This window comes from Salinicola sp. NYA28a (genome assembly GCF_976982775.1).
This window is the reverse complement of record NZ_OZ334582.1, coordinates 3,884,924-3,909,547: the sequence shown is the minus strand read 5'-3', so window position 1 is coordinate 3,909,547 and position 24,624 is coordinate 3,884,924. Positions and strand designations below refer to the sequence as shown.

Here is a 24,624-nt window from a genome sequence, read left to right as displayed (position 1 = left end):
CCAGGAGAGAGCCCATGCCCATGAGCCTCTGGCAAAAAGGGTGCGCGCTGGCCACCTTGATCTGGGCGGCGGGGATCGCCTGGGGCAGCTTGAGCCCGGCTACCGACCTGCCGCAGCATCTGCCGTGGGACAAGTTCAATCACTTCGTCGCCTACGCTGGCCTGGCAGCAGGTCTGCGTCTCACGGGTTGCCGGTGGTCGGTCGCCTGTGGCGTGACAGTCGCCTTCAGTATCGGCATCGAATATCTGCAGGTCCGGGTGCCGGGGCGTCACGGCGGCGACTGGGGCGATATTCTCGCGAATGCACTAGGCGCTGGCGCGGGCCTGCTATTGCTGGCTCTGGTTCAACGCGGGAAGTCGAAGCGGCGCCGTCGTCTGTCTGGACAATAGCCGGTCTGGACGAAAGCCGTTCTGGACAATGGCCGGAAAGATCGATAACCCATCTCCAATGTATGCCACGTTGACTCGCGCTTCGACTCAGGCACCTTTTTGGTGCGTCTGTGTTTTTTGAGCACTGTTTTGAAACAATTTATTGCCGCCGGGATGTCGATGCCGGGCGTCATGACGGGGCATCCGCCTCGAAAAGACATTCAAAATAGACTTTTAAGCACAATAAGACAGATGTGGAATGGACTTTGCTACTGTCGTACGAGCATGCTCGGCATGCACTTATACGATAACGCTAGGGAGTTGATTTCATTATGCGCCACAAGAACAAAAGCTTGTCCCTGCTCTCCATCGCCGCTCTGGGAACATTGGCCGTGACGCAAGTTCAGGCCGCCACGCTGGATGACGTCAAGAGCAATGGTACTCTCCGCTGCGGTGTCAACGCGGGCCTGACCGGGTTTTCTGCACCGGATCAGGACGGGCACTGGACCGGCATCGATGCCGATTTCTGCCGGGCGATGGCCGCTGCCACACTGGGCAAATCCGAATCGGTCGCGTTTACCCCGCTGACGGCCAAAGAGCGTTTCACGGCGCTGCAGTCCGGTGAGGTGGACGTGCTATCACGCAACACCACCTGGACAGCCATGCGGGACAACGCCCTGGGGCTGAACTTCACCGGCGTGACGTTCTACGACGGCCAGGCTTTCATGGTCTCGAAGGATCTCGGTGTGAGTAGCCTCAAGGAGCTCAATGGTGCAACGATCTGCATCCAGTCGGGCACGACTCACGAGCTCAACATCGCCGACTACTTCCCGGCCAACAATCTCGACTATCAACTGGTGACGTTCGACACGCCCGACCAGACCGCCCAGGGCTTCGATAGCGGCCGCTGCGACGTGCTGACTTCCGACTCCTCGCAACTGGCGGCGCTGCGCCTGCAGCTCAAGGATCCGGACAGCGTCACCATTCTGCCCGAGCGTATTTCCAAGGAGCCGCTGGGTCCGGTCGTGCGCCAAGGGGACGATCAGTGGTTCGACATCGCCAAATGGACGCTGTTCGCCATGCTCAACGCCGAAGAACTGGGCGTGACCAGTGACAATGTCGATGAGATGCGCGACAACCCGCCGAATCCCGGCGTGGCACGTCTGCTGGGCAAGGACGGCAACTTCGGCGAGCAGATGGGCATCAGCAACGACTGGGCCTACAACATCGTCAAGATGGTCGGCAACTACGGTGAAGTCTTCGAGCGTACCGTCGGCATGGATTCCCCGATGGAGCTCGAGCGCGGCATCAACGCGTTGTGGACCGATGGCGGTATACAGTACGCACCGCCGGTTCGCTAAGAACCTATCTACGATCTGCTGCGCGTCGGCCAAACATTGTTGAAAACGGCTTCGGGATGCTCATTTAGCCCCATGTAAACTCCGCTTCTTCAAGTGTTTTCGCCTCTTTTGGCTCTAGCTCGCGAGATCGTAAACAGATTCTTGGGAATACAGTCCTCTCGACACCGCGCCCCTTCGGTCTGAGCACCGGGGCGCGGTGCCTCTCAACGCTCGAGTAGAGACAACTCATGCTGCGTCCATCCACGACCCTGCCGCGACGGGGACACGGTCCCTTGTGGCGAAATCCCGCCGTTCGTGCCTTGATTATCCAGGCCGTGCTGTTTCTGGCCCTGGCGATTTTTATCGGCTATCTGGTTCACAATACGCTGCTCAACCTCGAAGCCCGCGGTATCCACACCGGCTTCGGATTTCTGGACGGGCGCGCCGGCTTCTCGATTCCGCAGACGCTGATCGACTACACCAGCGATAGCACCTACGGCAAAACGTTCGTCATCGGGCTGCTCAATACGCTACTGGTATCGGCACTGGGGATCGTGGCGGCAACGATCATCGGTTTCCTGGTCGGTATCGCACGCCTGTCGCCCAATTGGCTGCTGGCGCGCCTGGCGACCATCTACGTCGAGGCTTTCCGCAATATCCCGCTGCTGGTTCAGATCCTGTTCTGGTATTACGCCGTGCTGCGGGCACTGCCATCGCCGCGACAGAGCCTGTCGCTGTTCGATGCCTTCTTCTTCAACGTGCGTGGCATGGTGATGCCCGACCCTCAGCCGCTGGACGGGTTCTCTGCCACGCCGTGGGCGTTGCTGGTCGCCATCGTCGCCGCGATCGTGTTCGGGCTGCTCGCCAAGCGGCGTCAGGCGCGCACTGGGCAAGCGCTGCCCGTCTACTGGATCGGTGCGGCCATCATCATCGGTTTGCCGCTGATCGTATTCCTGGCCACCGGATCGCCGCTCGAGTGGGCGCTGCCGGAAATGGCCGGCTTCAACTTCCGTGGTGGCATCAATATTCTGCCGGAGCTGCTGGCGCTGTGGCTGGCACTGTCGATCTACACGGCGGCGTTCATCGCCGAGATCGTGCGCTCGGGCATTCTGTCGGTCTCTCATGGCCAGACCGAAGCGGCGCGCTCGCTGAGCCTGCCGGAGGCCATCACCCTGCGCAAGATCGTCATTCCGCAGGCGATGCGCGTCATCGTTCCGCAGATGACCAGCCAGTATCTCAACCTGATCAAGAACTCGTCTCTGGCCACGGCCATCGGCTACCCGGATCTGGTGGCCGTCTTTGCCGGCACTACGCTCAACCAGACCGGACAGGCGATCGAGATCATCGCCATGACCATGGCGGTCTATCTGGTCATCAGCCTGACGGTGTCGTTTTTGATGAACCTCTACAATGCGCGCACGCTGCTGAAGGAGCGTTGAGATGACTGACTCTACCTTCCGCACCGAAATGATCGAGGCGCGCGAGGCGCCGGACCAGAGCCGGGGCGTGATCGGCTGGTTCCGTGCCAATCTGTTCAACGGGCCGATCAACAGCATCATCTCGATCGTGGTCATATTGCTACTGGCGCGATTGGTCTGGCCGTTCCTCGAATGGGCGGTGATCGACGCCGACTGGATCGGTACCACGCGTGATGCCTGTACCGGCGAGGGGGCTTGCTGGGTGTTCATCTCGGCGCGCTTCGAATCCATCGTCTATGGCTTCTATCCAGAAGCGGCGCGCTGGCGGGTCGATATCGTCTTTGCGCTGCTGGCGATCCTGGTCGCGTGGCTGGCGATCCCGAAAATGCCACGCAAGAAGTGGGTCGCGCTGTTCACGTTGATCGGCTTTCCGATCATCGCCTTCGTCCTGCTGGTAGGCGGCATGTTCGGTCTCCAGCACGTGCCTACTCGCGCCTGGGGCGGGCTGATGCTGACGCTGACGATCGCGGTCGTAGGCATAGTGGGATCGCTACCGCTGGGTATCATCCTGGCGCTGGGGCGGCGCTCGAAGATGCCTTTCGTCAAGGGCGTCTGCGTGATCTTCATCGAGTTCTGGCGTGGCGTGCCTTTGATCACGGTGCTGTTCATGGCTTCGGTCATGCTGCCGCTGTTCGTGCCGGGTAACATCGATTTCGACAAGCTGGTGCGAGCCTTGATCGGCATCATGTTCTTCTGGAGTGCCTACATGGCGGAGGTGATTCGCAGTGGGCTGCAGGCGATCGGCAAGGGGCAGAACGAGGCCGGGCAGGCGCTGGGATTGGGCTACTGGCAGCGAACGGGACTCATCATCCTGCCGCAGGCGCTCAAGATGGTCATCCCGGGCATCGTCAACACCTTCATTGCCCTGTTCAAGGACACCTCCCTGGTATTGATCATCGGCCTGTTCGACATGCTGGCGATCATCCGCGCGGGGCTGACCGACTCGAACTGGCTCGGCTTCTCCACCGAGGGCTACGTGTTCGCGGCGGCGGTCTACTGGGTCTTCTGTTTCAGCATGTCCCGCTACAGCCAGTACATCGAGCGTCGTCTGAATACCGGACATAAACGATGAGAGCGATGAACGTCTCCGCATTCATGCCCTCACACAACAAGATCGTGATCAGGAAATCATTGCCATGAGCGAAGTGACAGCGTCTCCGACAACCGAGCCCGGCAGCGACCGACCGATGATCGAGATCGATCATCTCAACAAGTGGTATGGCAACTTCCATGTGCTGCGCGACATCAACCTGACCGTGACCAAGGGCGAACGCATCGTCATCTGCGGGCCTTCCGGTTCCGGCAAGTCGACGATGATCCGTTGCATCAATCACCTGGAAGAGCACCAGCAGGGCTCGATCGTGGTCAACGGGGTGCCGATGACCAACGACGTCAAGCGGATCGAGCAGATTCGCCGCAATGTCGGCATGGTCTTCCAGCACTTCAACCTGTTCCCGCATATCACCGTGTTGGAGAACTGCTGTCTGTCCCAGATCTGGGTGCAGAAGAAGCCACGGGCCGAGGCGGAGAAGACCGCGATGGAGTATCTCGAGCGGGTGCAGATCGCCGATCAGGCGCAGAAATACCCCGGCCAGCTATCCGGCGGCCAGCAGCAGCGCGTGGCGATCGCCCGCGCGCTCTGCATGCGCCCCGAGGTGATGCTGTTCGACGAGCCGACGTCGGCGCTCGACCCGGAGATGATCAAGGAAGTGCTCGACGTCATGATCGAGCTGGCCCATGAAGGCATGACCATGCTCTGCGTGACCCACGAGATGGGCTTCGCCAAGACCGTGGCCGACCGAGTGATCTTCATGGACCAGGGCCAGATCATCGAGGAAGCGCCGCCCACCGAGTTCTTCAACAATCCGCGCTCGGAACGTACCCAATTGTTCCTCAGCCAGATCCTGGGTCATTGAGGGAGGTCATCGAGATGGGTATCGAAAAGCTCTTCGTCGACGGCGCGCCGCAGCCGATCGCACCGTTCTCCCACGCCTGCAAGGTCGGCAACCTGGTCTTCATCACCGGTCAGATGCCGACCGTGCCGGAAACCAACGAAATGCTGCTGGGCACGTTCACGGAGCAGACGCATCGGGTGATGCAGAATCTGGCTATCGTGCTGGATGCCGTGGGCAGCGGCTTCGAGCACGTGGTCCAGAGCCGAGTCTTCATCACCAACATGGGGCACTTCGAGGAAGTGAATGGCGTCTACGCGAGTTACTTCGATGACCCGCTGCCGACGCGTACCTGCGTCGGCGTCACGGGGCTGGCCGGTGGTGCCGATGTCGAAGTGGATATGATCGCGTGGATCCCGCCCGCATAACGATCGGTCGAGTCCCGACGATGTCGACGGCGCCCCGCTTTCCACGGGGCGTCGTCGTTTCGGCGTGGTCATCAAGGTTGAGCAATGCAGGTTGAGCGATGGAGAAATCTCTACCAAGCGTAAGCGTTCATTCCAGGACGCCCTGCCATCCCAGCGAGCGTGACCCTAAAGTAACCTCACACTCATCAACACGAGGTTACTCTCATGAGCAAGCGCCGCACTCCGGACCAATGGCAGGGTCTGATTGATCAGCAGCGCCACAGCGGCCTGTCCGCGCTGCAGTTCTGTAAGCAACAAGGCATCGGTTATGCCAGCTTTCGCAGCTGGCGCAAGCGGCTTTGCGAAAGCCCGGTCTCTGACTCGACCGAGACCGAGCAGTCGGATTTTCTGGATCTGTCGGCATTGATGGGCGCTTCGCCGTCTTGCGGGCCAGGTTGGACTATTGTGTTGAGTCTGGGTAATGGCGTCGAACTGCGGCTGAGCCAGAACGGATGATCGGGCTCGATAGCCAGGCCCGGATTTGGCTGTGCACCGAGCCCACCGACATGCGTAAGTCCTTCCGGGGACTGAGCGCGCTGGTACGCAACCAGCTCAACCGCGACCCGCTCAGTGGCCAGTACTTTGTGTTCATCAACCGGCGCAAGACCCAGATGAAGATGCTGTACTTCAGCCGCACCGGTTATTGCTTGTGGGCCAAGCGCCTGGAGCGGGGTCAGTTCCAGGTGCGTGCGTCAGCGTCTGGCCAGCGAGCGTTGACGCTGGCCGATCTGCAGCTGCTGATCGACGGCATTGAGGTGCAAAAAGTTCGCCGCTTCAAGCGTTTTTCAGCAGCGTAAGCACTCAGGGTCCGGTATAATAGCGGCCATGAAATCAACTGCTTGCACGCCTGAACCCACCGCACCGTCTCACTCGGCCCTGGTCGAGGAGAACGCGCTGCTGCGCGAGCAGGTTCAGGGGATGCAGCGCCAGCTGGATTGGTTCAAGAAGCAGCTGTTCGGCCCCAAGTCCGAGAAGCAGGTCTTTGACCTGCCGGGACAGGACAGCCTGTTCCAGCCGGAGCAGGCGCCCGTCCCGGACAAGGCGCCCGAGGATGACAAGCGCACGGTCGGCGCCTATCAGCGCGGCACCGCCAAGAAGCAGCGCGACGATGACTGCTTGAACGATACCGGTCTGCGCTTCAGCGCCGATGTGCCGGTGGAAGTCATCGAGCAGCTGCCGCCGGAGCTGACTGGGCCGGACGCCGATCGGTATGAAATCCTCGGAACCAAGACTACCTTCCGGCTAGCCCAGCGAGCGGCCAGCTATGTGGTACTCCAGTGCGAACGCCCGGTATTGCGCCGCAAAGGCACCGACAAGCCAGTGACCGCCCCGGCGCCGCCCAACGTGCTCGACAACAGCCTGGCCGATGTCAGCCTGCTGGCCGGACTGCTGGTGGACAAGTTCCAGTTCCATCTGCCGCTGTACCGCCAGCATCAGCGCATTCAGCAGGCTGGGGTCACCGTCAGCCGCAGCACGCTGAGCAACCTGGTCAAACGCGCCATCGATCTGCTGCGCCCCATCGTCGATGCCCAGACCGATAATGTGCTGCGCAGCCGGGTGCTGGCCATGGACGAAACGCCAATCAAGGCCGGCCATCAGGGCCGGGCTGGCCCGCAAAAAGGCAAAATGAAATCCGGCTGGTTCTGGCCGCTGTACGGCGATGACGATGAGGTGGTGTTCACCTACTCCAACAGCCGTGGACGGGGCCACATCGAGCAGGTGCTGAGCGAGCAGTTCACCGGCACGCTGATCAGCGACGGGTACGCCGCCTATGCCCGCTACGCCGCAGCACAGGACGGCGTTACCCATGCCCAGTGCTGGGTCCACGGCCGGCGTTACTTCATCGAGGCCCAGAAGGAGCATCCGCAGCAGGCTGGCGAGGCGCTTCAGCAGATCGCCAAGCTCTATCACAACGAAGACAACATCCGTGCTCAACAGCTCACTGGCGAGACGAAGCGCCAGTACCGGTTGGCGCACTCGAAGCCAGTCGTCGACGACTTCTTCCAGTGGTGCCGCGATCAGTTGGAACGTGGCGAGCTGTTGCCCAGCGATGCGCTGACCAAAGCCCTGAATTATATGCTCAGCCGTGAAGCGAGCCTGACCGTGTTCCTGGAAGATCCAGACGTACAACCGGACACCAACCACCTGGAGCGGGCGCTGCGCCCCATTCCAATGGGCAAGAAAAATTGGATGTTTTGCTGGACGGAACTCGGCGCCGAACACCTCGGGCTCATCCAAAGCCTGATCACCACCTGCAAACTGCATGACGTCAATCCGTACACCTATCTGGTGGATGTGCTGCAGCGCATCAGCCAACACCCGGCCAGGGAGGTCGCGCAACTGACGCCAAGACGGTGGAAGACCCACTTCGCGGACAAGCCGTTACGCTCGTTGCTCGATCCCCGTCATCCGCACAGACAGCCCGAATCACCAGAGGCCGTTCGCCATGCGCATTGATGAGATGACCCTCGATCAGTTACTGGAGCTCAATGACGTCATCTGCCAGCGCATCGATGAACTCAAGGAACAGGAAACCCTGCAGGCGCTGAGCCAGCTGCGTGTCGGGCTCAAGGTCTCCTTCAGCACCCGGGAGGGACGGGCGTTCGGCATCGTTACCAAGATCAACCGCAAGAGCGTGATCGTGCTGGCCGAAGACGGAACCACACAGTACAAAGTCTCGCCGCAATTACTGACACCGCTTCATGAAGTGAAGTGATCAGCTTGCCTGGGGGCGTCTACTACGTCCCCGAATGAACGCTTACTACCAAGCTGGGATCACGATCCACGGAACAGGAGAATCGATCATGGAAAAGACTTATGTCGTGGCCGCCGATGCGTCACGCGCCCGTATCTTCGCCCGCGAAGCGAGAGTACTGCACGAAGTGCATACGCTGACGCATCCCGAGGGGCGTTTGCATGCCGGCGATCTGCGAACCGGTGGTCAAGGCGAGGCGTTCTCCGGCCCTGGCGCCAGCCAGCGTCATACCGGCAATGATCAGGCGACTTCGGAGAAGGAAGCCGAGTTTTTCGCCAAGGAAGTTGCAACCTATCTGCGCGACGCCCGGACCCAGGGCAAGGCGGACGAGATCATCCTGATTGCCGAGCCCAGGTTTCTCGGCCATCTACGCGATAAACTCGACAAGACGACGATGAAATGCGTGACCCAGACGATCGACAAGGATCTCTCGAAAGCCAGCGAAGAGGAGATTGCCCAGAAGCTGGGCTGGTCATGAGGCGTTTTTTCCGTGACCTGCCGCCGATTCAGGGGATCGGCGGCAGATCGATCTGATCGCTGCGCTGAATACCGGCGGTCATCTCCCGGCATAGCCGCAGGAATTCCCGCATGCCGGTCGTCAGGTACTTCTGACGATGCCAGATGAACGCGAACCGGCGCGTCAGGTCCAGCTCGGGCGTCGCGATCGGCACCAGGCTTCCCCGGCGGAAGGCGTCTCTCAGCGCCAGGCGCGATACGCAGCCGATTCCCAGACCCGATTCCACGGCGCGTTTTATTCCTTCGGTATGCTCCAGTTCCAGCAGAATATTGAAACGTCCGCGCCGATGCCGCATGGCGTGTTCCAGCGTGCGGCGCGTGCCGGAGCCCACCTCGCGCATGATCCAGGCTTCGCGCAGCAGCCTTTCGACATCGGCGGTGCCTTCGCTGGCCAGCGGATGCCGAGGCGAGCAGAACACGGTCAGGTCATCCTCGATCCAGGGTTGGATGACGATATCGTCATGCTGGCAGTCGCCCTCGATCAGACCGAGATCCAGCTCATGCAAGGCGATGCGTTCGACGATGGAGGCGGTATTGCGAACCTGCAGCCTGACCCGGCTTTCCGGATAGCGCTGCATGAAGTCGCTGATCAGCAGCGTCGCCAGATAGTTGCCGATCGTCAGCGTGGCGCCTACCTCCAGCGAGCCGATGCCGCTCTGGCCCTGCAGCAGCTCTTCGATCTCTTCTCCCCGATCCAGCAAGGCGACCGCCTTGGGCAGTAGCTGAAAACCCAGCGCGTTCAGCTTGAGGCGCTTGCCGAGACGATCCAGCAACTGACAGTCGAACTGACGCTCCAGCTCCGCCAGGGCCGTGCTCGTCGCCGATTGCGACATCGACAACACCCGAGCGGCCCGAGAAACGCTCTGGTGCTGGGCAATCGCTACGAAAACCTCGAGTTGGCGCAGGGTATAGCGCATGGGAAGCGTCCGTTATCGATTTTATGGATATAGGTTATCCAAATAACCCACTTAACAGAATACTGGCCTTTTCTTATAGTTAACCTATCTATTCTGAAACCAGTTTATGCTTTTTCGTTATTACTGTCCGTGTTAAGAGATTAAGGAGCGGGTCATGAGCAAGTTTGCCTTGGAAGAGGTGCTGAGCGTTCACCATTGGAACGATACGCTGTTCAGCTTCCGGACGACGCGCGAGCGTAGCCTGCGGTTCAAGAATGGTCAGTTCGTCATGATCGGTCTGGAAGTCGATAGCAAGCCGCTGGTGCGCGCCTACTCCGTCGCCAGCCCCAACTACGAAGATCATCTCGAGTTCTTCAGCATCAAGGTGCAGGACGGCCCGTTGACGTCGCGTCTGCAGCATCTCAAGGTCGGCGATCAGATCATGGTCAGCCGCAAGCCCACCGGCACGCTGGTCTGCGACGATCTGCTGCCGGGGCGCAACCTGTATATGCTCTCCACGGGTACGGGCCTTGCCCCTTTCATGAGCCTGATCCAGGATCCCGAAGTCTACGAACGCTTCGAGAAGGTCGTGTTGATCCATGGCGTGCGGACCGTCAGCGAGCTGGCCTATGCCGATTTCATCTCCAAGGAGCTGCCGGCGCATGAATACCTGGGTGACGAGATCCGTGAGAAGCTGGTCTACTACCCGACGGTGACTCGCGAAGAGTTCCACACCACGGGGCGTCTGACCGACCATATCCGCAGCGGCAAGCTGTTCGAGGATACCGGATTGCCGCCGCTGGATCCGAAGCAGGACCGGGCCATGATCTGCGGCAGCCCGGCGATGCTTGAGGAAACCAGCGGGCTGCTCGACGAACTGGGTTTCGCCATCTCGCCGCGCATGGGCGAGCCGGGGGATTACGTCATCGAGCGCGCCTTTGTTGAAAAATAAGGTCGAGAAGTGATCCGACTCGCCGAGCGGGTGATGACGTAAGCTTGAAGCGGAAATAAAAACCGCCTCCACGGCAGGACCGTGGAGGCGGTTTTTTTCGGGCTGATTTCGAGGCAAGTTTGAGTTTGAAAAGTCGGCGAGCGAATGGTCAGACAAGGCAAAAATCAGCGCAAAAGCGGAGTTTACGAGATGTAAATGAGCATTTTAAGCTGATTTTTAACGCCGTATGACCGAGCGCAGCCAGTTTTCAGACCGCGTCCTTGCCGGTCTCGCCCGTCCGAATCCGGATCACCTGCTCCAGCGGCGAGACGAAGATCTTGCCATCGCCGATCTTGCCGGTGTTGGCCACCTTGGTGATGGCATCGATCACCTGGTCGCTCATGTTGTCATCGACGGCGACTTCGAGCTTGATCTTGGGGAGAAAATCGACCACGTACTCGGCACCACGGTAGAGCTCGGTGTGACCTTTCTGACGCCCGAAACCCTTGACCTCGGTCACGGTAACGCCTTGTACGCCGATCTCGGATAGAGACTCACGCACGTCGTCCAGTTTGAACGGTTTGATAATGGCGGTAACCAGTTTCATGGAAGTTCTCCTCGCGTGCGATAGGCGGATGATGTGCGCTCAAGTCTTTGAGTAGCCGTTATGAATACTCGACGGTTGATAGTTTAAGCATACACCGCCAATCGCGGGAATTAAAAAAGGCCCCCCGAAGGGGGCCAGGGGAGCACGCCAGCTCACTCGGTGTATCGGCTCACTTCTTGCCGACGTTGAATTCAGGATAGGCTTCCATACCGCATTCCGCGATGTCGACGCCTTCGTATTCTTCCTCTTCGGAGACCCGGATGCCCATGACCGCCTTGATGATGCCCCAGACGATAAGGCTGGCGATGAAGGTCCAGGCGAAGATGGTCACGATACCCAGCAGCTGTGCACCGAAGGTGGCGTCACCGTTGGAGAGGGGAACGGCGATCAGGCCCCAGATGCCAACCACACCGTGGACGGAGATCGCACCGACCGGGTCGTCGACCTTGACCTTGTCGAGGGTCACGATGGCGATGACCACGAGCAGGCCGCCCACTGCGCCGATCAGCGTGGCGCCAAGAGCGGTCGGGGCCAGCGGCTCGGCAGTGATGGCGACCAGGCCGGCCAGGGCACCGTTCAATGCCATGGTCAGGTCCGCCTTGCGGAACCAGAGCTTGGCCAGGATGATCGCGGCGATGACACCACCGGCTGCGGCTGCGTTGGTATTGACGAAGACCTGAGCGACGGCGTTGGCTTCATCGACATTGGAAACCATCAGCTCGGAGCCACCGTTGAAGCCGAACCAGCCCAGCCACAGAATGAAGGTACCCAGCGTGGCCAGCGGCAGGTTGGCGCCCGGGATGGCGTAGATCGCGCCGTTCTTGCCGTACTTGCCCTTGCGTGCGCCCAGCAGCAGAACCCCGGCCAGAGCGGCAGTCGCGCCACACAGGTGGACGACGCCGGAACCGGCGAAATCCTGGAAACCGGCTGCGTCGAGGAAACCGCCGCCCCACTTCCAGTAGCCCTGGATGGGGTAGATGAAGCCGGTCATGATGACGGCAAAGATCATGAACGCCCACAGCTTCATGCGTTCGGCAACGGCACCGGAGACGATCGACATGGCTGTCGCGACGAAGACGACCTGGAAGAAGAAGTCGGAACGCGCGGAATAGTAGACGTCACCGCCGCTGGACATCACGTCGTCGACGCTGTTTTCCGCACCGATCAGGAAGCCGAGGCTCGGGAAGAAGCCGCCGCTCTCGCTGGAGTACATGATGTGGTAGCCGACCAGCAGATACATGGTGCAGGCAATGGCGTAGAGGACAACGTTCTTGGTCAGGATTTCGGTGGTGTTCTTGGCGCGTACCAGGCCCGCCTCGAGCATGGCGAAACCGGCCGCCATCCACATCACCAGCGCACCCGTCACCAGAAAGTAGAAGGTGTCGAGCGCATAGGAAAGTTGAACTACTTGATCATTCATTCTTTTGTCTCCTCGTTCCGCGCCGTCAAACGGCGTCGGCCCCGCGTTCCCCGGTGCGAATCCGGATCACATCTTCGAGTGGCGTGACGAACAACTTGCCGTCGCCGATCTTGCCGCTGTTGGCGGCATTGCGGATCGAATCCAGCACACCATCGACACGGTCGTCTTCGACAGCGACTTCGACCTTCACCTTCGGCAGGAAATCGACGACATACTCCGCGCCGCGGTACAGCTCGGTATGGCCTTTCTGACGACCAAACCCTTTCACTTCTGTGACGGTGATGCCCTGCACGCCGTTGTCGGCCAGTGCTTCACGCACATCGTCGAGCTTGAAGGGTTTAATGATGGCGGTGATGAGTTTCATCCCTTATCTCTCCCGTAGTCGGCTTGCGCCTTCAGGTTACAGGCAGAACACATGCCACTCGCGCAAGATTATTTAAAAATCAATGGTTTAAGGAAGTATTGGGCGGTTCGTCGTGCCAATTCGTCTCTGGCGTCCAAGGCAAATGCACCAAAGAAATGCATTCGGGTTTTGCGTCTGCACCTTTTGTGCGCAAGCGAGATGGCGCGACTTTGCGTATGCTGAATGGCTAGCCATCGAGGCACTATTTCGAGGCACTATCATCAAAGCCCGGGTTATCAACGCATCAGGCAGCAAGGAGAGAACGTCATGTCGGCACAGGATCGATTCGAACGCTTGACCAGACAACTGGGTGACAGGTTGCATGGCGCGTCTCAGGCGCCGGGGGATATTCAGCGTAACGTGCAGGGCGTGTTGCGCGGGGCGCTGGAGCGCATGGAAATCGTCTCCCGGGAAGATTTCGACATCATGATGGAAGTCCTGCAGCGCACGCGGGAGCGCGTCGAGGCGCTGGAGGAGCAGGTCGCCGCGCTGGAAAACACGCTCCAGAGCGAGCAGGCGTCCCAGCCCAAGATCGAGCCCCATGCGCCGCCCGCCGATGACGTGGATGGCAGCGCGGATGGCACGAAGCCCTGATCGAAACGAGTCCCTATCGGGGCCTATCTTCCGGATGGCTGGCTCCCGTCGAACCCCGTATTGCGACATATCCGCTTCCTGTCGTTACCAACGGTTGCGATAACGCGTAACAGAATGTAGTTGTATAGGCTGAAGGGCATGCCGCTCTGGCATGCTATTGGCCTGCGGCGACAGCCCAGGTGCCGACCTGGGAGACGACATGACCCTTGCCATCGTGCGCGCTCGCGCCAGCCTCGGGCTCGAGGCCCCGGAAGTCCTGATCGAAGTGCATCTCAGTAACGGCCTGCCGGGGCTGACGCTGGTCGGGCTGCCGGAGACGGCGGTCAAGGAGAGTCGCGAGCGGGTTCGCAGTGCGCTCATCAATGCCGGGTTCGAATTCCCCTCCCGCCGTATCACGCTCAACCTGGCGCCTGCGGACTTGCCCAAGGATGGCGGGCGTTTCGACCTGCCCATTGCACTTGGCATCCTGATGGCATCGGGCCAGGTCCCTGTCGAAGCGGCCGAGAAACTCGAGGTCGTCGGCGAACTGGCGCTGGACGGGGCGCTACGTCCCGTTACCGGTGTTCTGCCCACGGCGCTGGCGGCGCGCCGGGCAGGACGCGGCCTTATCGTTCCGCTCGCCAATGCCGACGAAGCCGCGCTGGCCGATGGCGTCGAAGTCTTCGCGGCAGGGCACATTCTCGAGGTGGTGGGTCATTTGTTGGGTCGCGAGAAACTCACCCCGCACCAATTTGGCGCGCCAATTCGCGCTCGCGTGGCGCAGCCCGACATGGCGGACGTCAAAGGTCAGCATCAGGCGCGCCGAGCGCTGGAAGTCGCGGCAGCGGGTGGGCACAACCTGCTGCTGGCGGGGCCGCCCGGCACCGGCAAGACCATGCTGGCGAGCCGCCTGGCCGGGATCCTGCCGCCACTGACCCAGGACGAATCGCTCGAGGTCGCGGCCGTGCGCTCGGTCTGCGGTCTGCCGATCATGGAGCGCTGGGGGCAGCGGCCGTTTCGCAACCCGCACCACACCTCGAGCAGTGTCGCACTGGTGGGCGGGGGTTCACGGCCGCGGCCCGGCGAAATATCGCTGGCGCACCAGGGCGTGTTGTTCCTGGACGAACTGCCGGAGTTCGACCGTCATGTGCTGGAGGTCCTGCGGGAGCCGATGGAATCCGCCCAGATCCTGATCTCGCGGGCCAATCATCAGCGCCGCTTTCCGGCCCGATTCCAGCTCGTTGCCGCGATGAACCCGTGCCCCTGCGGCCATCTCGGGGATCCGCGTCAGCGCTGCCACTGCAGCCCGGCGCAGATCCAGCGCTACCAGTCGCGGCTATCCGGGCCGCTGCTGGATCGCATCGATCTGCAGGTCGAAGTGCCGGCGCTACCCGCGACGCAGCTCACCGACCAGACGCCCGGCGAGTCTTCCGCCAGCGTGATGGAGCGGGTGCTTGCCGCCCGCGAGCGCCAGCAGGCGCGAGGATCACTCAATGCCCATCTGCCGGGCCCCGAGCTGGAAGCGGCATGCGCGCTATCCTCGGATGAACGTCAGTGGTTCGCCAGCGTGCTGGACCGCCTCAACCTCTCGGCTCGGGCCTACCATCGCGTGCTGCGCGTGGCCTTGACCCTGGCCGACCTCGGCGGTGAAGCGCGAGTCGGCAAGGCGCAACTGATGGAGGCGATCGGCTATCGCCAGCTGGATCGCATGTTGAAGGCCAACGACCCCACGCGCGCCTGATCCGGGCTGCTCAAATCCCGTCTGGCAGCGCCGAGGCCAGCGTCTCGAGTCTTCCTGGCACCAGCGCGTCATCGAGCGCGCTGATACGCAGCACGTGACCCAATGCCGGGTGTGCCGGCCGATGAATCAGCGTGCCCTCCGTCAGTAGCCGCTGGTGAACCCTCTTGGCCTGTTCGGCATCGTTCAGTCGCAGCGCGACGAAATTGGTCGTGCTGGGCAGCACTTCGGCGCTGCAGTCGCGCAGCCACTGGCTCAGCGCCTCGCGCCGGTTCACGACCGCCGCCACGTGCTCGCGAGTTTCGTCGGGATGCATCAGCACGGTCTCCGCGGCCGCCAGCGCCAGCGACGACACGGCGTAGTGAATCCTCACCTTCGACAGCATGGCGTGGGTTTCCGGCGTGGCGATGGCATAACCGACGCGCAGGCCGGCGAGCCCATGAGCCTTGGAGAAGGTACGGAGCCGGATCACGCCGGGCCATACCGCGCTGGCGGCCGGCGACCACGCATCGTCGCGGAAGTCATGGTAGGCCTCGTCCAGCACCAGCGTGCAGTCGTCGGGAAGACTCTCGCGCAGCGCCAGCACGTCGGCGTCGCTGTGGAGGTGGCCGCTTGGGTTGTCCGGGTTGGCGAGATAGACGACGCGGGCGTTCTCGCGGTTGGCCGCGGCCGCCAGCGCGCCGAGATCCGGCGCCAGATATTTTGGGCCGGCGGCATACTCGACTTCCACCTGACGGCAGCCCTGCCCGCGCACGAAGTAGCTCCAGGTCGGGTAGGTACCCGCGCTGGTGATGACCGTGTCGCCCGGTTCGCACAGGGCGCGCAGCGTCAGCGCCATCAGACTGTCCGCGCCTGCGTCCACCAGCAGGGCATCTTCCGGCAGCGTCAGGCTTTCGGCCAGCAGCCGGCGAACCTGCCACGCTTCGGCGTCGCCGTAGGTGCGGGCGAGATCGGCGAACTCGCTGCCGAATCGCGCCGTCAGTGCGCGGTGGGGCATGTCGAGCCCCTCATTGGAGCCGATGCGGTGGGGGAGTGAATGACCTAGGCGGCGTTCCAGCGCCTGCAGCCCGGGGAACGGGTTGTGGGGGCCGTCCTGGTCGACGAGGTGACGAGCAAAGCGTGACATGGGCATCTCGGTGATGACGTTGGCGATGTGAATGGCGGTCGTGGTTGAGAGTAACAGTTGGCGATGGCGGACAAGGATAGCGGGTGATTGCCGGCGAGGCTCACGGTGCCGGCATGGGTTCGGTCTCCGGCAGCGCATCGAGATCCACCGCACCGCTGGCTTGCCACTGCCAGTGGGAGCGCTCGTCTCCCGGCCGGGAAAGGTCGAACTGCAGCCGATAGGGTTGCAGGACGCGGTCGCTCAAGCGCAGTGGCGGTGCCTCGGCGCTCAGACGAGCCTGCAGCAGCCACTGTTCGCTGCTGCTCCGCGACATCGAGGCGGGCATCCAGTCCAGGACATGGGGGGAATTTTCCTGGCTCAGCAGCCCGCGTGCCAACGCTTCATTGAGCGCGTCGGGCGTGATCGGCAAGGTGGCGTCGACCTCCGCCGGCTGCAGCAGGATCGTGACGGCAGCAGGGTCGGCGGGCGCCCAGGGCGGAGCCTCGAGCAATCCGTGCGCCGCGTTGTCCGCCAGCCCCTGCAGCGCTTCGCGAGCGTCCGGCGGGCCCGGAGCCAGTCCCGCGCAGCCGCCTAATATGACGGGAAGCATGACCAGCAGCGCGCCGAGCAGGAGCGTGTCGAACAGTGATTTCATGGCACCGGCTTGGTCAGGGGGGTGGGTGGGTGTGTCGCGGCGAAGCGCGTCAGGAAGTCGTCGAGCGCCGCGAACAGGACGCGGCGAATCGGCTCCGCCTCGTTGACCAGGTGATGTCGAGCCTCAGGGTGGCGCACCACCTGGGCCTGCGGAAACTTCCTGCGCAGTGCCTTCAGGTTCCAGCTCCAGTCGACGGTCAGATCCTGTTCCCCCTGCAGAATCAGCACGGGCAGCCCGCTGGGCGGGCGCTTGAGCAGTGTCGGCATCCAGCGGCGCATGGCGGTGACCCAGGTCAAGGCCAGATGATCGTCCTGTAGCGGGTCGTGAAGACGCAGGAAATCGGCGAAATCGAGGTTGGTGGTGTTGGCGCGATACTTGCGGGGAATGGTATCCACGAAGGGGCTGGCGATACGGTGGAGCCAGCGTGACTGGTTCCAGCCCCAGGGGCGGACCAGCGGCGCCAGCAGTACCAGGCCTTGCCAGGGCGCCTGTTCGCCGCGAGCCAGCGCATCGGTGGCCACGATCGAGGCGCCGGTGCTCTGTCCGATCGCCAGCCACGGCCCCGGGGCGAGAGACAAATCCGCTATCTGCCGTTCGATGTGGTTGAAGCACTTCACGTAATCGGTAAAGTCATCGATGGTCGCTCGGGCGCCGCTGGAGAGCCCGTGTCCGGGCAGATCCCACATCACGACCTGCCAGTTCTGTGCCAGCAGGCGCTCGAGCAGATGGCCATAAAGACCGAGATGATCGAAGTAACCGTGAACCACGAAGATCGTTCCGCGAGGCGCGGGCGGGGCCCATACCTGGGTCCACAGTTCGAAGGTTCGGCCTCCCTCTCCCTCGGCCTGCAGAAAGCCGGCATGGAGCCGGATATCGTCATCGGCTTGCAGTAGTGCCGCCAGCCGGTAGTGGTCGAGATAGCTCGCCAGCGGCGAATCGGCGGGCGCTTCGATATGGCGGACGGTGCCAACGGCCTTCAGTGGCGAAAAGTCGAGCATGCGTATGTCTCCTGGTCCTTCTATGCTACTCGCCGTGTGCTGTCGAGACCATGACAGGCCCTAGGCGGGCTGGTGGGTAACGATGGTGGTAACGAAGGTCGAAGGAGACAACGCCCGCCGGGCTGATTATGATGTCGAACGGTTATGGAAATATTTTCCACAAACGCTCTTTCGGGCTCGATGGCGTTGCAAGCAGACAGCCGTGGCCCGAGCGACTGCCGATCTGGAGGCTGACATGACATCCGATACGACAAAACGTACCACTCATCACCGGCTACAGGTAGCCGCCGAGCTCGAGCGCTTCATCATCGACGAAGTCCTGCCGGGCACCGGCGTCGAGGCCGAGGCGTTCTGGGCCGGATTCGATGCGCTGGTTCACGACCTGGCTCCCCGCAATCGGGAACTGCTGGCCGAGCGTGATCGGCTTCAGTCCAGGCTTGATGAATGGCACCGGACCAATCCGGGCGAGATCAAGGACATGTCGGCCTACCGCGCCTTCCTGAAGGAGATCGGTTATCTGGTCGAGGCGCCGGCCAACGTGCAGGCCACCACGACCAACGTCGATGCCGAGATCGCGCGCCAGGCCGGGCCGCAGCTGGTGGTGCCGGTCAACAATGCGCGTTATGCACTCAACGCGGCCAATGCGCGTTGGGGCAGCCTCTACGATGCACTCTACGGCACCGACGCGATCGACGAGGCCGATGGCGCCGAGAAGGGGAGCGGCTACAACCCCAAGCGGGGCGCCAAGGTGATCGACTACGCACGCAACGTGCTCGATATGGCGGCACCGCTGGCCACCGGGTCGCATCGGGAAGCGGTTGGCTATGCCATTCGCGACAACCGGCTGTCGGTCACGCTCGAAGGCGGGCGCGACACCGGCCTGAAGAACCCCGGCCAGTTCGTCGGCTTCCGCGGCGACGCGGCATCCCCCGAGGCGATCCTGCTCTCCAACCATGGCCTGCATCTCGAGATCCAGATCGATGCCGAGCATCCGATCGGCAAGACGGACCCGGCGCACGTCAAGGATTTGCTGGTCGAAGCGGCAGTCACCACGATCATGGATTGCGAGGACTCCGTCGCTGCCGTGGACGCCGGAGACAAGACGCTGGTCTATCGCAACTGGCTCGGCCTGATGAAGGGCGATCTCGAGGAGCGCTTCGAGAAAGGCGGCAAGACCGTCACCCGACGCCTCAATCCGGATCGCGACTATATCCTGCCGGACGGTGGCTCGCTGACACTGCCGGGCCGTTCGCTGATGTTCGTGCGCAACGTCGGCCACCTGATGACTACGCCCGCCATTCTCGACGGCGAGGGCAACGAGATTCCCGAGGGCATTCTGGATGCGGTGATGACCTCGCTGATCGGCCTGCATGATCTGAAGCAGGAGCGTGGCAACTCGCGTGCCGGATCGCTCTATATCGTCAAGCCCAAGATGCACGGCCCCAAGGAAGTCGCCTTTGCCGACGAGCTTTTCGGGCGTGTCGAGCAACTGCTCGGGCTGCCTGCGAACACGTTGAAGATGGGCATCATGGACGAGGAGCGCCGCACCTCCGTCAACCTCAAGGCCTGCATCGACGCGGCCTCCTCGCGGGTCGCCTTCATCAATACCGGCTTCCTCGATCGTACCGGCGACGAGATGCATACCGCCATGAACGCGGGACCGATGCTGCGCAAGGGCGACATGAAAGGCAGCAAGTGGATCGCCGCCTATGAGCGCAGCAACGTACAAATCGGGCTGGCCTGCGGGCTGCGCGGAAGGGCCCAGATCGGCAAGGGCATGTGGGCAATGCCGGATCTGATGGCGGCGATGCTCGAGCAGAAAGTGGGGCATCCGAAGGCCGGCGCCAACACTGCCTGGGTGCCGTCACCGACGGCGGCGGCGCTGCATGCGCTGCATTATCACCAGATCGATGTGGACGCCATTCAGCGCGACCTGGAAGATCAGGGCGAAACCGACCTGCTCGATGACCTGCTGACCGTGCCGGTCGACCCCAAGGCCGCCTGGGGCGCCGGAGAGATCCAGCAGGAGCTCGACAACAACTGCCAGGGCATTCTCGGCTACGTGGTGCGTTGGGTCGAACATGGCGTCGGCTGTTCCAAGGTGCCGGATATCCACGATGTCGGGCTGATGGAAGACCGTGCCACGCTGCGTATCTCCAGCCAGCACATCGCCAACTGGCTGCACCACGGCATCGTGGATGAAGCGCAGGTGCGCGAGACGCTGGAGCGCATGGCCAAGGTCGTGGACGAGCAGAATGCCGGCGACCCCGGCTACACGCCGATGACTTCGCATCTGGCCGACTCCACCGCCTTCCAGGCCGCCTCGGATTTGATCTTCAAGGGACGCGAGCAGCCCTCCGGCTACACCGAGCCGTTGCTGCACCACTGGCGCGCGGTGCACAAGGCGAAGCACTAAGCGATGGTCATGTGTGTCGCCTGTCCGGATGGCAGGCGACACCCAGGCACTCCCCACTTCCCGCTTCCCGCTTCCCACCTCCCCGTGACTCGCCACATGGTATCGAGCGTCCGTGATGGCGTATTTATTAAGCGTCGTTTCAGTTTCATGGCGTATAACCTGCCGTGTTCCTGAACCGGGAGAGGCTTATGCCATGCTACCCCAAGGTCTCGACGGTACTGCGCTGCCGTTCAGCCGCGGTACGTTGCGCGCGGCCGAGCCATTTGCCTTCTTTTATGGATCATGGAGACAAGAACAAGAAACCAGGAGGAGGAAACGCCAATGGCCATGACGGATTCACGTGAACGCTACGGCGCGATTAGCCGCTTGCTGCACTGGGCAACCGCTCTGCTGGTCACGCTGCAACTCACCAGTGTCTACATGAGTCGCTGGCAACCGGGCAATTGGCTGAGCCAATACGTGCAGCCATGGCACATGACGATTGGCGTGACGGTGTTGGCGCTTGTCGTGGTACGCCTGCTCTGGCTTTGCCGCCAAATGCGCCACCGGCCGCCGCATCAGAGCAAAGCGGCACTGCTGGGGCATGTCTTCCTCTATGTGGTCCTGCTCATGGTACCGTTGAGCGGTTTGCTGCAAGGCTACGGCGTGCAACTTTTCGGTCATCTGGTGACCAAGGGGCTCGACACCCCGCTGGCGGAAGCGGCTCAGGCGCTCCATGGCCTGTTTGCCTATGTGCTGACGGCACTGGTGATGGGACACGTGTTCATGGTGCTGTTTCACCATCTGATCCGTCGAGACGGCACGCTAAAGCGCATGGTGGGGAAAGCGAACACCTGAGGGAAGCCGGCTGCCGTGGCCTGGCGGGCATGACTCGCCAGGCCAGGTCGGTTATGGTTCCAGCGTCATGAATGGTGCATGTTCTTGATCGCTGAACGAGTAGATATCGTAAGGTGCGCTTTGTTCGCCGGGCATGCCCGGTGTCCCCGTCGGCATTCCCGCCAATCCGATGCCGTCCACCTCGGGCCGTTCTTCGAACAGTGCCTTTACGGCCTCCATCGGCACGTGGCCCTCGATCCAGTACCCCCCCATTGCAATAGTGTGGCATGAGCCCAGGCCATGGGGGATGCCCGCTTGTTGCTTGATTTTACCCAGCTCGGCGTCATGCACGTTGGTGACGTTGACGCCCTGTTCTTCCAGATGGCGCACGTAGCCATCACAGCAACCACACTGTGGATCCTTGTAAATTGTCGCTTCATCGGGCAGGGCTGCCTGGGCCGCTGAGGTGCCCAGCAACAACACGCCCGAGATCCATAACGAGAGCGAAGTTCCTTTCATGGTGTTTTCCTGATTGGGTGGCGTTGACAACCACTAAGAGCGGTGGAATAGATATTTGGTAAGCGAGGCAATGCTCAACCCGACGAGTAATAAAAGTGTGAGGGGCATGAGCCAGCCTAGCCACCCCATGGAACCCATTAATGCGAAGCAGTCGGCATTCATAGGGGCCTCTTGATGGTAGTGTGATGTTGAATAGCCTTTTCAAGCTTACAACCTATGGTTTGCCTTCATGTCAAGCGTGCCATGCCGTCCGCCAGGAAAATACCCATGGATCGGTCAACTGGCGGGGGAAGACGCAAGGCCGACCAGACATGACTCATCAAAGGGTTCAGGCTCGTTTCAGGCTGGTATCTTATAAATGCCCAGTCAGTAGTTTGATACTTGCACGCGATGAGGTACCGAGTATGAAGAAGACATCCCTGACATTGACGCTTGCCATCATGAGCGGCATGACCGTAACAGCCTGGGCCGAAGGCGAGCACGAGGGCGGCCACGGGGCGAACGGCAATGCCGAAGTGGAACGTACGATCAGCGTTGAAGCTGGCGATATGTGGTTCGATCCCGAGGAAATGAACATTGCCCCGGGCGAGACCGTCAAGTTCGAGATCACCAATACCGGTAGCATCGAGCATGAGTTCGTGATCGGTGACGAATCCGCCCAGGAAGCCCACCGCGAAATGATGCAAGAGATGGGCAGCCACGGCGACGGTGGTCACGGCGGTCACGGCGGTCATGACATGGCGGAAGGCGAGCACGGCGGACGGATGCCGTCGGTTACCATCGGCGCGGGGGAAACCAGAACACTGGTGTGGACGGCACCCACCGGTGTCGAGCACCTCGAATATGCCTGCAACATTCCAGGGCATTACGAATCCGGCATGTATGGCGATATCAACCTGTGACGTAGCGCGATGAAACTGTTGCTGTTGGAAGACGATGACCTGCTGGCGGAAAGCCTGGCGGAGAGTCTGAAAGACAACGGTTACCTGGTCGATGTGGCCGCCTCTGTCCAGGCGGCTGCGTCTTTCATGGCCACCGAAGAATACGTGCTCGCCATCGTGGACCTGGGCCTGCCCGATGGCTCGGGACTGGATCTGCTGGTGCAATGGCGCAAGCAAAAGCGCACCATGCCGATTCTGATACTCACTGCGCGCGATACCTGGGAAGACAAAGTGGTCGGCCTGGAGGCCGGGGCCGATGACTATCTCACCAAACCCTTCCACGAAGCCGAACTGATGGCGCGCCTGAAGGCCCTGTTGCGCCGGCGGTCCGGGCAAGTCTCCCAAGTCGTCACGCTGAATGGCGTGTCGCTGGATGAAGCGGGCCAGCGAGTCTGCAGTGCAGGCGCGGCATGGCGCTCGTTGACCGCCACCGAGTATCGGCTGCTGCGCTACCTGATGCATCACCCAGACCGCATACACTCCAAGGAACGCTTGCTGGAGCAACTCTACGCCCTGGAGCAAGACGCCGCCGCCCCCAACCTGGTCGAGGTTTACGTGGCACGCCTGCGTCGCTACCTGGGCAAGTCGGTCATCCAGACTCGCCGCGGCCAAGGTTATATCTTTGTTTCACGTTGACCGACGCAGCTTGCGGGTGCGTCTGCTGACCTGGCTAGGGGGCGTCGCGTTGCTCGTGGTCGGCCTGACGTGGCTGTTGCACGGCGTGTTTCTGGAAAGCCTGGCCAAGGACTTCCTGGGCGAGCGTCTGAAACGCGAAGCGGCGTACGCGATCACGCAAAGGCGGGTGAGCGCGTGCGGTTGCGGGTGATTAACGGCTCGGCGATGTCCTACTTCGACGTTCGCATCCCTGGCCTCAAAATGACCGTGGTGGCCGCCGACGGCCAGCCGGTTCAACCTGTGCCCGTGGATGAATTCCTTATTGGCGTTGCCGAGACTTACGACGTTCTGGTGTCACCCGAAGACGATCAGGCGTATACGATTTTCGCCGAATCCATGGACCGTAGCGGCTACGCCCGCGCCACGTTGGCCCCACGCGAAGGTATGCAGGCGAAGATCCCTGAGCGCCGCCAGATTGCCGACCGCGGCATGGAGGCTATGAGCGTCCACATGGACGGTATGGATCATTCCAACATGTCCGCGAGTGGGATGGAGGGCATGGACCACGGCAATATGGAGGGCATGGACCACGGCGATATGAAGGGCATGGATCACTCAGGCATGTCTGATAGTGAAATGCAGGGCATGGAGAGTGAACAGGCCAAAATCCGGGAGAACGGCATGCTGGCTGCTGGTGAAGCACAGCCGGGGTCGCGCTTTGGCCAGCCCGGCATTGGCATTGATCCCGATGAGCGCCGCGTGCTGGTTTACCGCGACCTGAAATCTTTCACGCCCTGGCCCGACCGCCGCGAACCCGGCCGTGAGCTGGAGCTTCACCTCACCGGCAACATGGAGCGCTACATGTGGTCGTTCGACGGCAAGAAGTTCAGCGAAGTCTCAGGCCCCATTCACTTCGAAAAGAATGAGCGCCTACGCCTGATCCTGATTAATGACACCATGATGGAGCACCCCGTTCACCTGCATGGCATGTGGATGGAGCTGGAAAACGGTCAAGGCGAGCTGATTCCACGCAAGCACACCCTGAACGTGAAGCCTGGCGAGCGGGTTTCGGCGCTGATCACGGCGGATGCCGAAGGCAGTTGGGCCTTCCATTGTCATCTGCTTTACCACATGGATGCCGGCATGTTCCGCGTTGTTCAGGTTTCTTGAGGAGG

27 protein-coding genes and 1 pseudogene are annotated in these 24,624 nt (G+C 61.6%); 20 read left to right on the top strand and 8 right to left on the bottom strand.

The genetic code is table 11. The annotated features are described in order from the left end of the window. Positions 1-14 precede the first annotated feature (14 nt). The 11 genes from ACWHY3_RS17690 to ACWHY3_RS17640 all read left to right on the top strand — a co-directional run bounded on the left by ACWHY3_RS17690 (position 15) and on the right by ACWHY3_RS17640 (position 8,778). Positions 15-389 carry a VanZ family protein gene (locus ACWHY3_RS17690; protein WP_448127129.1) on the top strand — a complete coding sequence of 125 codons (375 nt, stop codon included), beginning with the start codon at positions 15-17 and terminating at the stop codon, positions 387-389. Between the two features lie 311 nt (positions 390-700). Then, a complete protein-coding gene (locus tag ACWHY3_RS17685; RefSeq protein WP_448127128.1) occupies positions 701-1,729 on the top strand; it encodes an amino acid ABC transporter substrate-binding protein in 1,029 nt (342 codons plus the stop codon). Positions 1,730-1,956: 227 nt separating this feature from the next. Then, positions 1,957-3,147: an amino acid ABC transporter permease gene (locus tag ACWHY3_RS17680; RefSeq protein WP_448127127.1), complete on the top strand. Its 1,191-nt coding sequence runs from the start codon at positions 1,957-1,959 to the stop codon at positions 3,145-3,147. A gap of 1 nt (position 3,148) precedes the next feature. Beyond that, on the top strand, positions 3,149-4,258 hold the full coding sequence (locus ACWHY3_RS17675) for an amino acid ABC transporter permease (protein WP_087719652.1): 1,110 nt from the start codon (positions 3,149-3,151) through the stop codon (positions 4,256-4,258). 115 nt (positions 4,259-4,373) lie between these two features. Then, positions 4,374-5,102: an amino acid ABC transporter ATP-binding protein gene (locus ACWHY3_RS17670; RefSeq protein ID WP_087719673.1), complete on the top strand. Its 729-nt coding sequence runs from the start codon at positions 4,374-4,376 to the stop codon at positions 5,100-5,102. A gap of 14 nt (positions 5,103-5,116) precedes the next feature. After that, positions 5,117-5,506, top strand: coding sequence for a RidA family protein (locus tag ACWHY3_RS17665; RefSeq protein ID WP_256961283.1), 390 nt, complete (start codon positions 5,117-5,119; stop codon positions 5,504-5,506). Positions 5,507-5,710: 204 nt separating this feature from the next. Beyond that, on the top strand, positions 5,711-6,001 hold the full coding sequence (gene tnpA, locus ACWHY3_RS17660) for an IS66 family insertion sequence element accessory protein TnpA (protein WP_087721070.1): 291 nt from the start codon (positions 5,711-5,713) through the stop codon (positions 5,999-6,001). Beyond that, positions 5,998-6,342, top strand: a complete 345-nt coding sequence (gene tnpB, locus ACWHY3_RS17655) for an IS66 family insertion sequence element accessory protein TnpB (protein ID WP_087721071.1) — start codon at positions 5,998-6,000, stop codon at positions 6,340-6,342. Before tnpA ends, tnpB begins: the two co-directional genes overlap by 4 nt. A gap of 28 nt (positions 6,343-6,370) precedes the next feature. Beyond that, positions 6,371-8,002 carry an IS66 family transposase gene (gene tnpC, locus ACWHY3_RS17650; RefSeq protein WP_179208974.1) on the top strand — a complete coding sequence of 544 codons (1,632 nt, stop codon included), beginning with the start codon at positions 6,371-6,373 and terminating at the stop codon, positions 8,000-8,002. Next, positions 7,992-8,261 (top strand): hypothetical protein, encoded by a 270-nt coding sequence (locus ACWHY3_RS17645; RefSeq protein WP_087721073.1) that lies wholly within the window; start codon positions 7,992-7,994, stop codon positions 8,259-8,261. The genes tnpC and ACWHY3_RS17645 overlap by 11 nt, the downstream gene beginning before the upstream one ends. 88 nt (positions 8,262-8,349) lie before the next feature. Continuing rightward, entirely contained in the window at positions 8,350-8,778 is a 429-nt protein-coding gene (locus ACWHY3_RS17640) for a baeRF12 domain-containing protein (RefSeq protein ID WP_448127126.1), read from the top strand. A gap of 28 nt (positions 8,779-8,806) precedes the next feature. On the opposite strand, the gene ACWHY3_RS17635 is transcribed toward ACWHY3_RS17640, so the two are convergent. Further along, entirely contained in the window at positions 8,807-9,733 is a 927-nt protein-coding gene (locus ACWHY3_RS17635; protein WP_087719654.1) for a LysR family transcriptional regulator, read from the bottom strand. Between the two features lie 154 nt (positions 9,734-9,887). On the opposite strand from ACWHY3_RS17635, the gene ACWHY3_RS17630 reads away from it, so the two are divergent. Then, on the top strand, positions 9,888-10,664 hold the full coding sequence (locus ACWHY3_RS17630; RefSeq protein ID WP_087719655.1) for a ferredoxin--NADP reductase: 777 nt from the start codon (positions 9,888-9,890) through the stop codon (positions 10,662-10,664). 247 nt (positions 10,665-10,911) lie between these two features. Here ACWHY3_RS17630 and glnK read toward each other — a convergent pair whose 3' ends face one another. From glnK to ACWHY3_RS17615, 3 genes are all read right to left on the bottom strand, one after another. Then, the gene (glnK, locus tag ACWHY3_RS17625) at positions 10,912-11,250 is read right to left on the bottom strand and encodes a P-II family nitrogen regulator (protein WP_087719656.1); all 339 of its coding nucleotides are present in this window, start codon (positions 11,248-11,250) and stop codon (positions 10,912-10,914) included. Positions 11,251-11,419: 169 nt separating this feature from the next. Beyond that, positions 11,420-12,670 carry an ammonium transporter gene (locus tag ACWHY3_RS17620; RefSeq protein WP_448127125.1) on the bottom strand — a complete coding sequence of 417 codons (1,251 nt, stop codon included), beginning with the start codon at positions 12,668-12,670 and terminating at the stop codon, positions 11,420-11,422. Positions 12,671-12,695: 25 nt separating this feature from the next. Beyond that, the gene (locus ACWHY3_RS17615; protein ID WP_071231037.1) at positions 12,696-13,034 is read right to left on the bottom strand and encodes a P-II family nitrogen regulator; all 339 of its coding nucleotides are present in this window, start codon (positions 13,032-13,034) and stop codon (positions 12,696-12,698) included. Between the two features lie 306 nt (positions 13,035-13,340). Here ACWHY3_RS17615 and ACWHY3_RS17610 point away from each other — a divergent pair, with 306 nt between their 5' ends. Next, entirely contained in the window at positions 13,341-13,667 is a 327-nt protein-coding gene (locus tag ACWHY3_RS17610) for an accessory factor UbiK family protein (RefSeq protein WP_087719658.1), read from the top strand. 199 nt (positions 13,668-13,866) lie between these two features. Beyond that, positions 13,867-15,387 carry a YifB family Mg chelatase-like AAA ATPase gene (locus tag ACWHY3_RS17605; protein WP_448127124.1) on the top strand — a complete coding sequence of 507 codons (1,521 nt, stop codon included), beginning with the start codon at positions 13,867-13,869 and terminating at the stop codon, positions 15,385-15,387. 10 nt (positions 15,388-15,397) lie between these two features. On the opposite strand, the gene ACWHY3_RS17600 is transcribed toward ACWHY3_RS17605, so the two are convergent. From ACWHY3_RS17600 to ACWHY3_RS17590, 3 genes are all read right to left on the bottom strand, one after another. Next, the gene (locus ACWHY3_RS17600) at positions 15,398-16,510 is read right to left on the bottom strand and encodes an aminotransferase class I/II-fold pyridoxal phosphate-dependent enzyme (RefSeq protein WP_087719660.1); all 1,113 of its coding nucleotides are present in this window, start codon (positions 16,508-16,510) and stop codon (positions 15,398-15,400) included. 100 nt (positions 16,511-16,610) lie between these two features. Then, complete coding sequence (locus ACWHY3_RS17595) at positions 16,611-17,144, bottom strand: hypothetical protein (protein WP_087719661.1); 534 nt, start codon at positions 17,142-17,144, stop codon at positions 16,611-16,613. Continuing rightward, positions 17,141-18,142 carry an alpha/beta hydrolase gene (locus tag ACWHY3_RS17590; RefSeq protein ID WP_303855676.1) on the bottom strand — a complete coding sequence of 334 codons (1,002 nt, stop codon included), beginning with the start codon at positions 18,140-18,142 and terminating at the stop codon, positions 17,141-17,143. The genes ACWHY3_RS17595 and ACWHY3_RS17590 overlap by 4 nt, the downstream gene beginning before the upstream one ends. Before the next feature lie 235 nt (positions 18,143-18,377). On the opposite strand from ACWHY3_RS17590, the gene ACWHY3_RS17585 reads away from it, so the two are divergent. Together ACWHY3_RS17585 and ACWHY3_RS17580 are read left to right on the top strand one after the other, a co-directional pair. Continuing rightward, on the top strand, positions 18,378-20,558 hold the full coding sequence (locus ACWHY3_RS17585; protein ID WP_448127123.1) for a malate synthase G: 2,181 nt from the start codon (positions 18,378-18,380) through the stop codon (positions 20,556-20,558). Between the two features lie 327 nt (positions 20,559-20,885). After that, a complete protein-coding gene (locus tag ACWHY3_RS17580; RefSeq protein WP_179208907.1) occupies positions 20,886-21,395 on the top strand; it encodes a cytochrome b in 510 nt (169 codons plus the stop codon). Between the two features lie 51 nt (positions 21,396-21,446). Here the strand turns inward: ACWHY3_RS17580 and ACWHY3_RS17575 are convergent, their stop codons facing one another. Then, positions 21,447-21,893 carry a DUF411 domain-containing protein gene (locus ACWHY3_RS17575; RefSeq protein ID WP_087719665.1) on the bottom strand — a complete coding sequence of 149 codons (447 nt, stop codon included), beginning with the start codon at positions 21,891-21,893 and terminating at the stop codon, positions 21,447-21,449. Between the two features lie 404 nt (positions 21,894-22,297). Here ACWHY3_RS17575 and ACWHY3_RS17570 point away from each other — a divergent pair, with 404 nt between their 5' ends. From ACWHY3_RS17570 to ACWHY3_RS17555, 4 genes and pseudogenes are all read left to right on the top strand, one after another. Further along, the gene (locus tag ACWHY3_RS17570; protein ID WP_087719666.1) at positions 22,298-22,795 is read left to right on the top strand and encodes a cupredoxin domain-containing protein; all 498 of its coding nucleotides are present in this window, start codon (positions 22,298-22,300) and stop codon (positions 22,793-22,795) included. 9 nt (positions 22,796-22,804) lie between these two features. Next, positions 22,805-23,470 (top strand): response regulator transcription factor, encoded by a 666-nt coding sequence (locus tag ACWHY3_RS17565; RefSeq protein WP_087719667.1) that lies wholly within the window; start codon positions 22,805-22,807, stop codon positions 23,468-23,470. Then, positions 23,457-23,660 carry a hypothetical protein gene (locus ACWHY3_RS17560; RefSeq protein WP_087719668.1) on the top strand — a complete coding sequence of 68 codons (204 nt, stop codon included), beginning with the start codon at positions 23,457-23,459 and terminating at the stop codon, positions 23,658-23,660. Before ACWHY3_RS17565 ends, ACWHY3_RS17560 begins: the two co-directional genes overlap by 14 nt. Further along, a pseudogene (locus ACWHY3_RS17555) lies at positions 23,630-24,619 on the top strand (multicopper oxidase domain-containing protein); the annotation flags it as partial. The gene ACWHY3_RS17560 and the pseudogene ACWHY3_RS17555, both read left to right, overlap by 31 nt. Positions 24,620-24,624 lie beyond the last annotated feature (5 nt).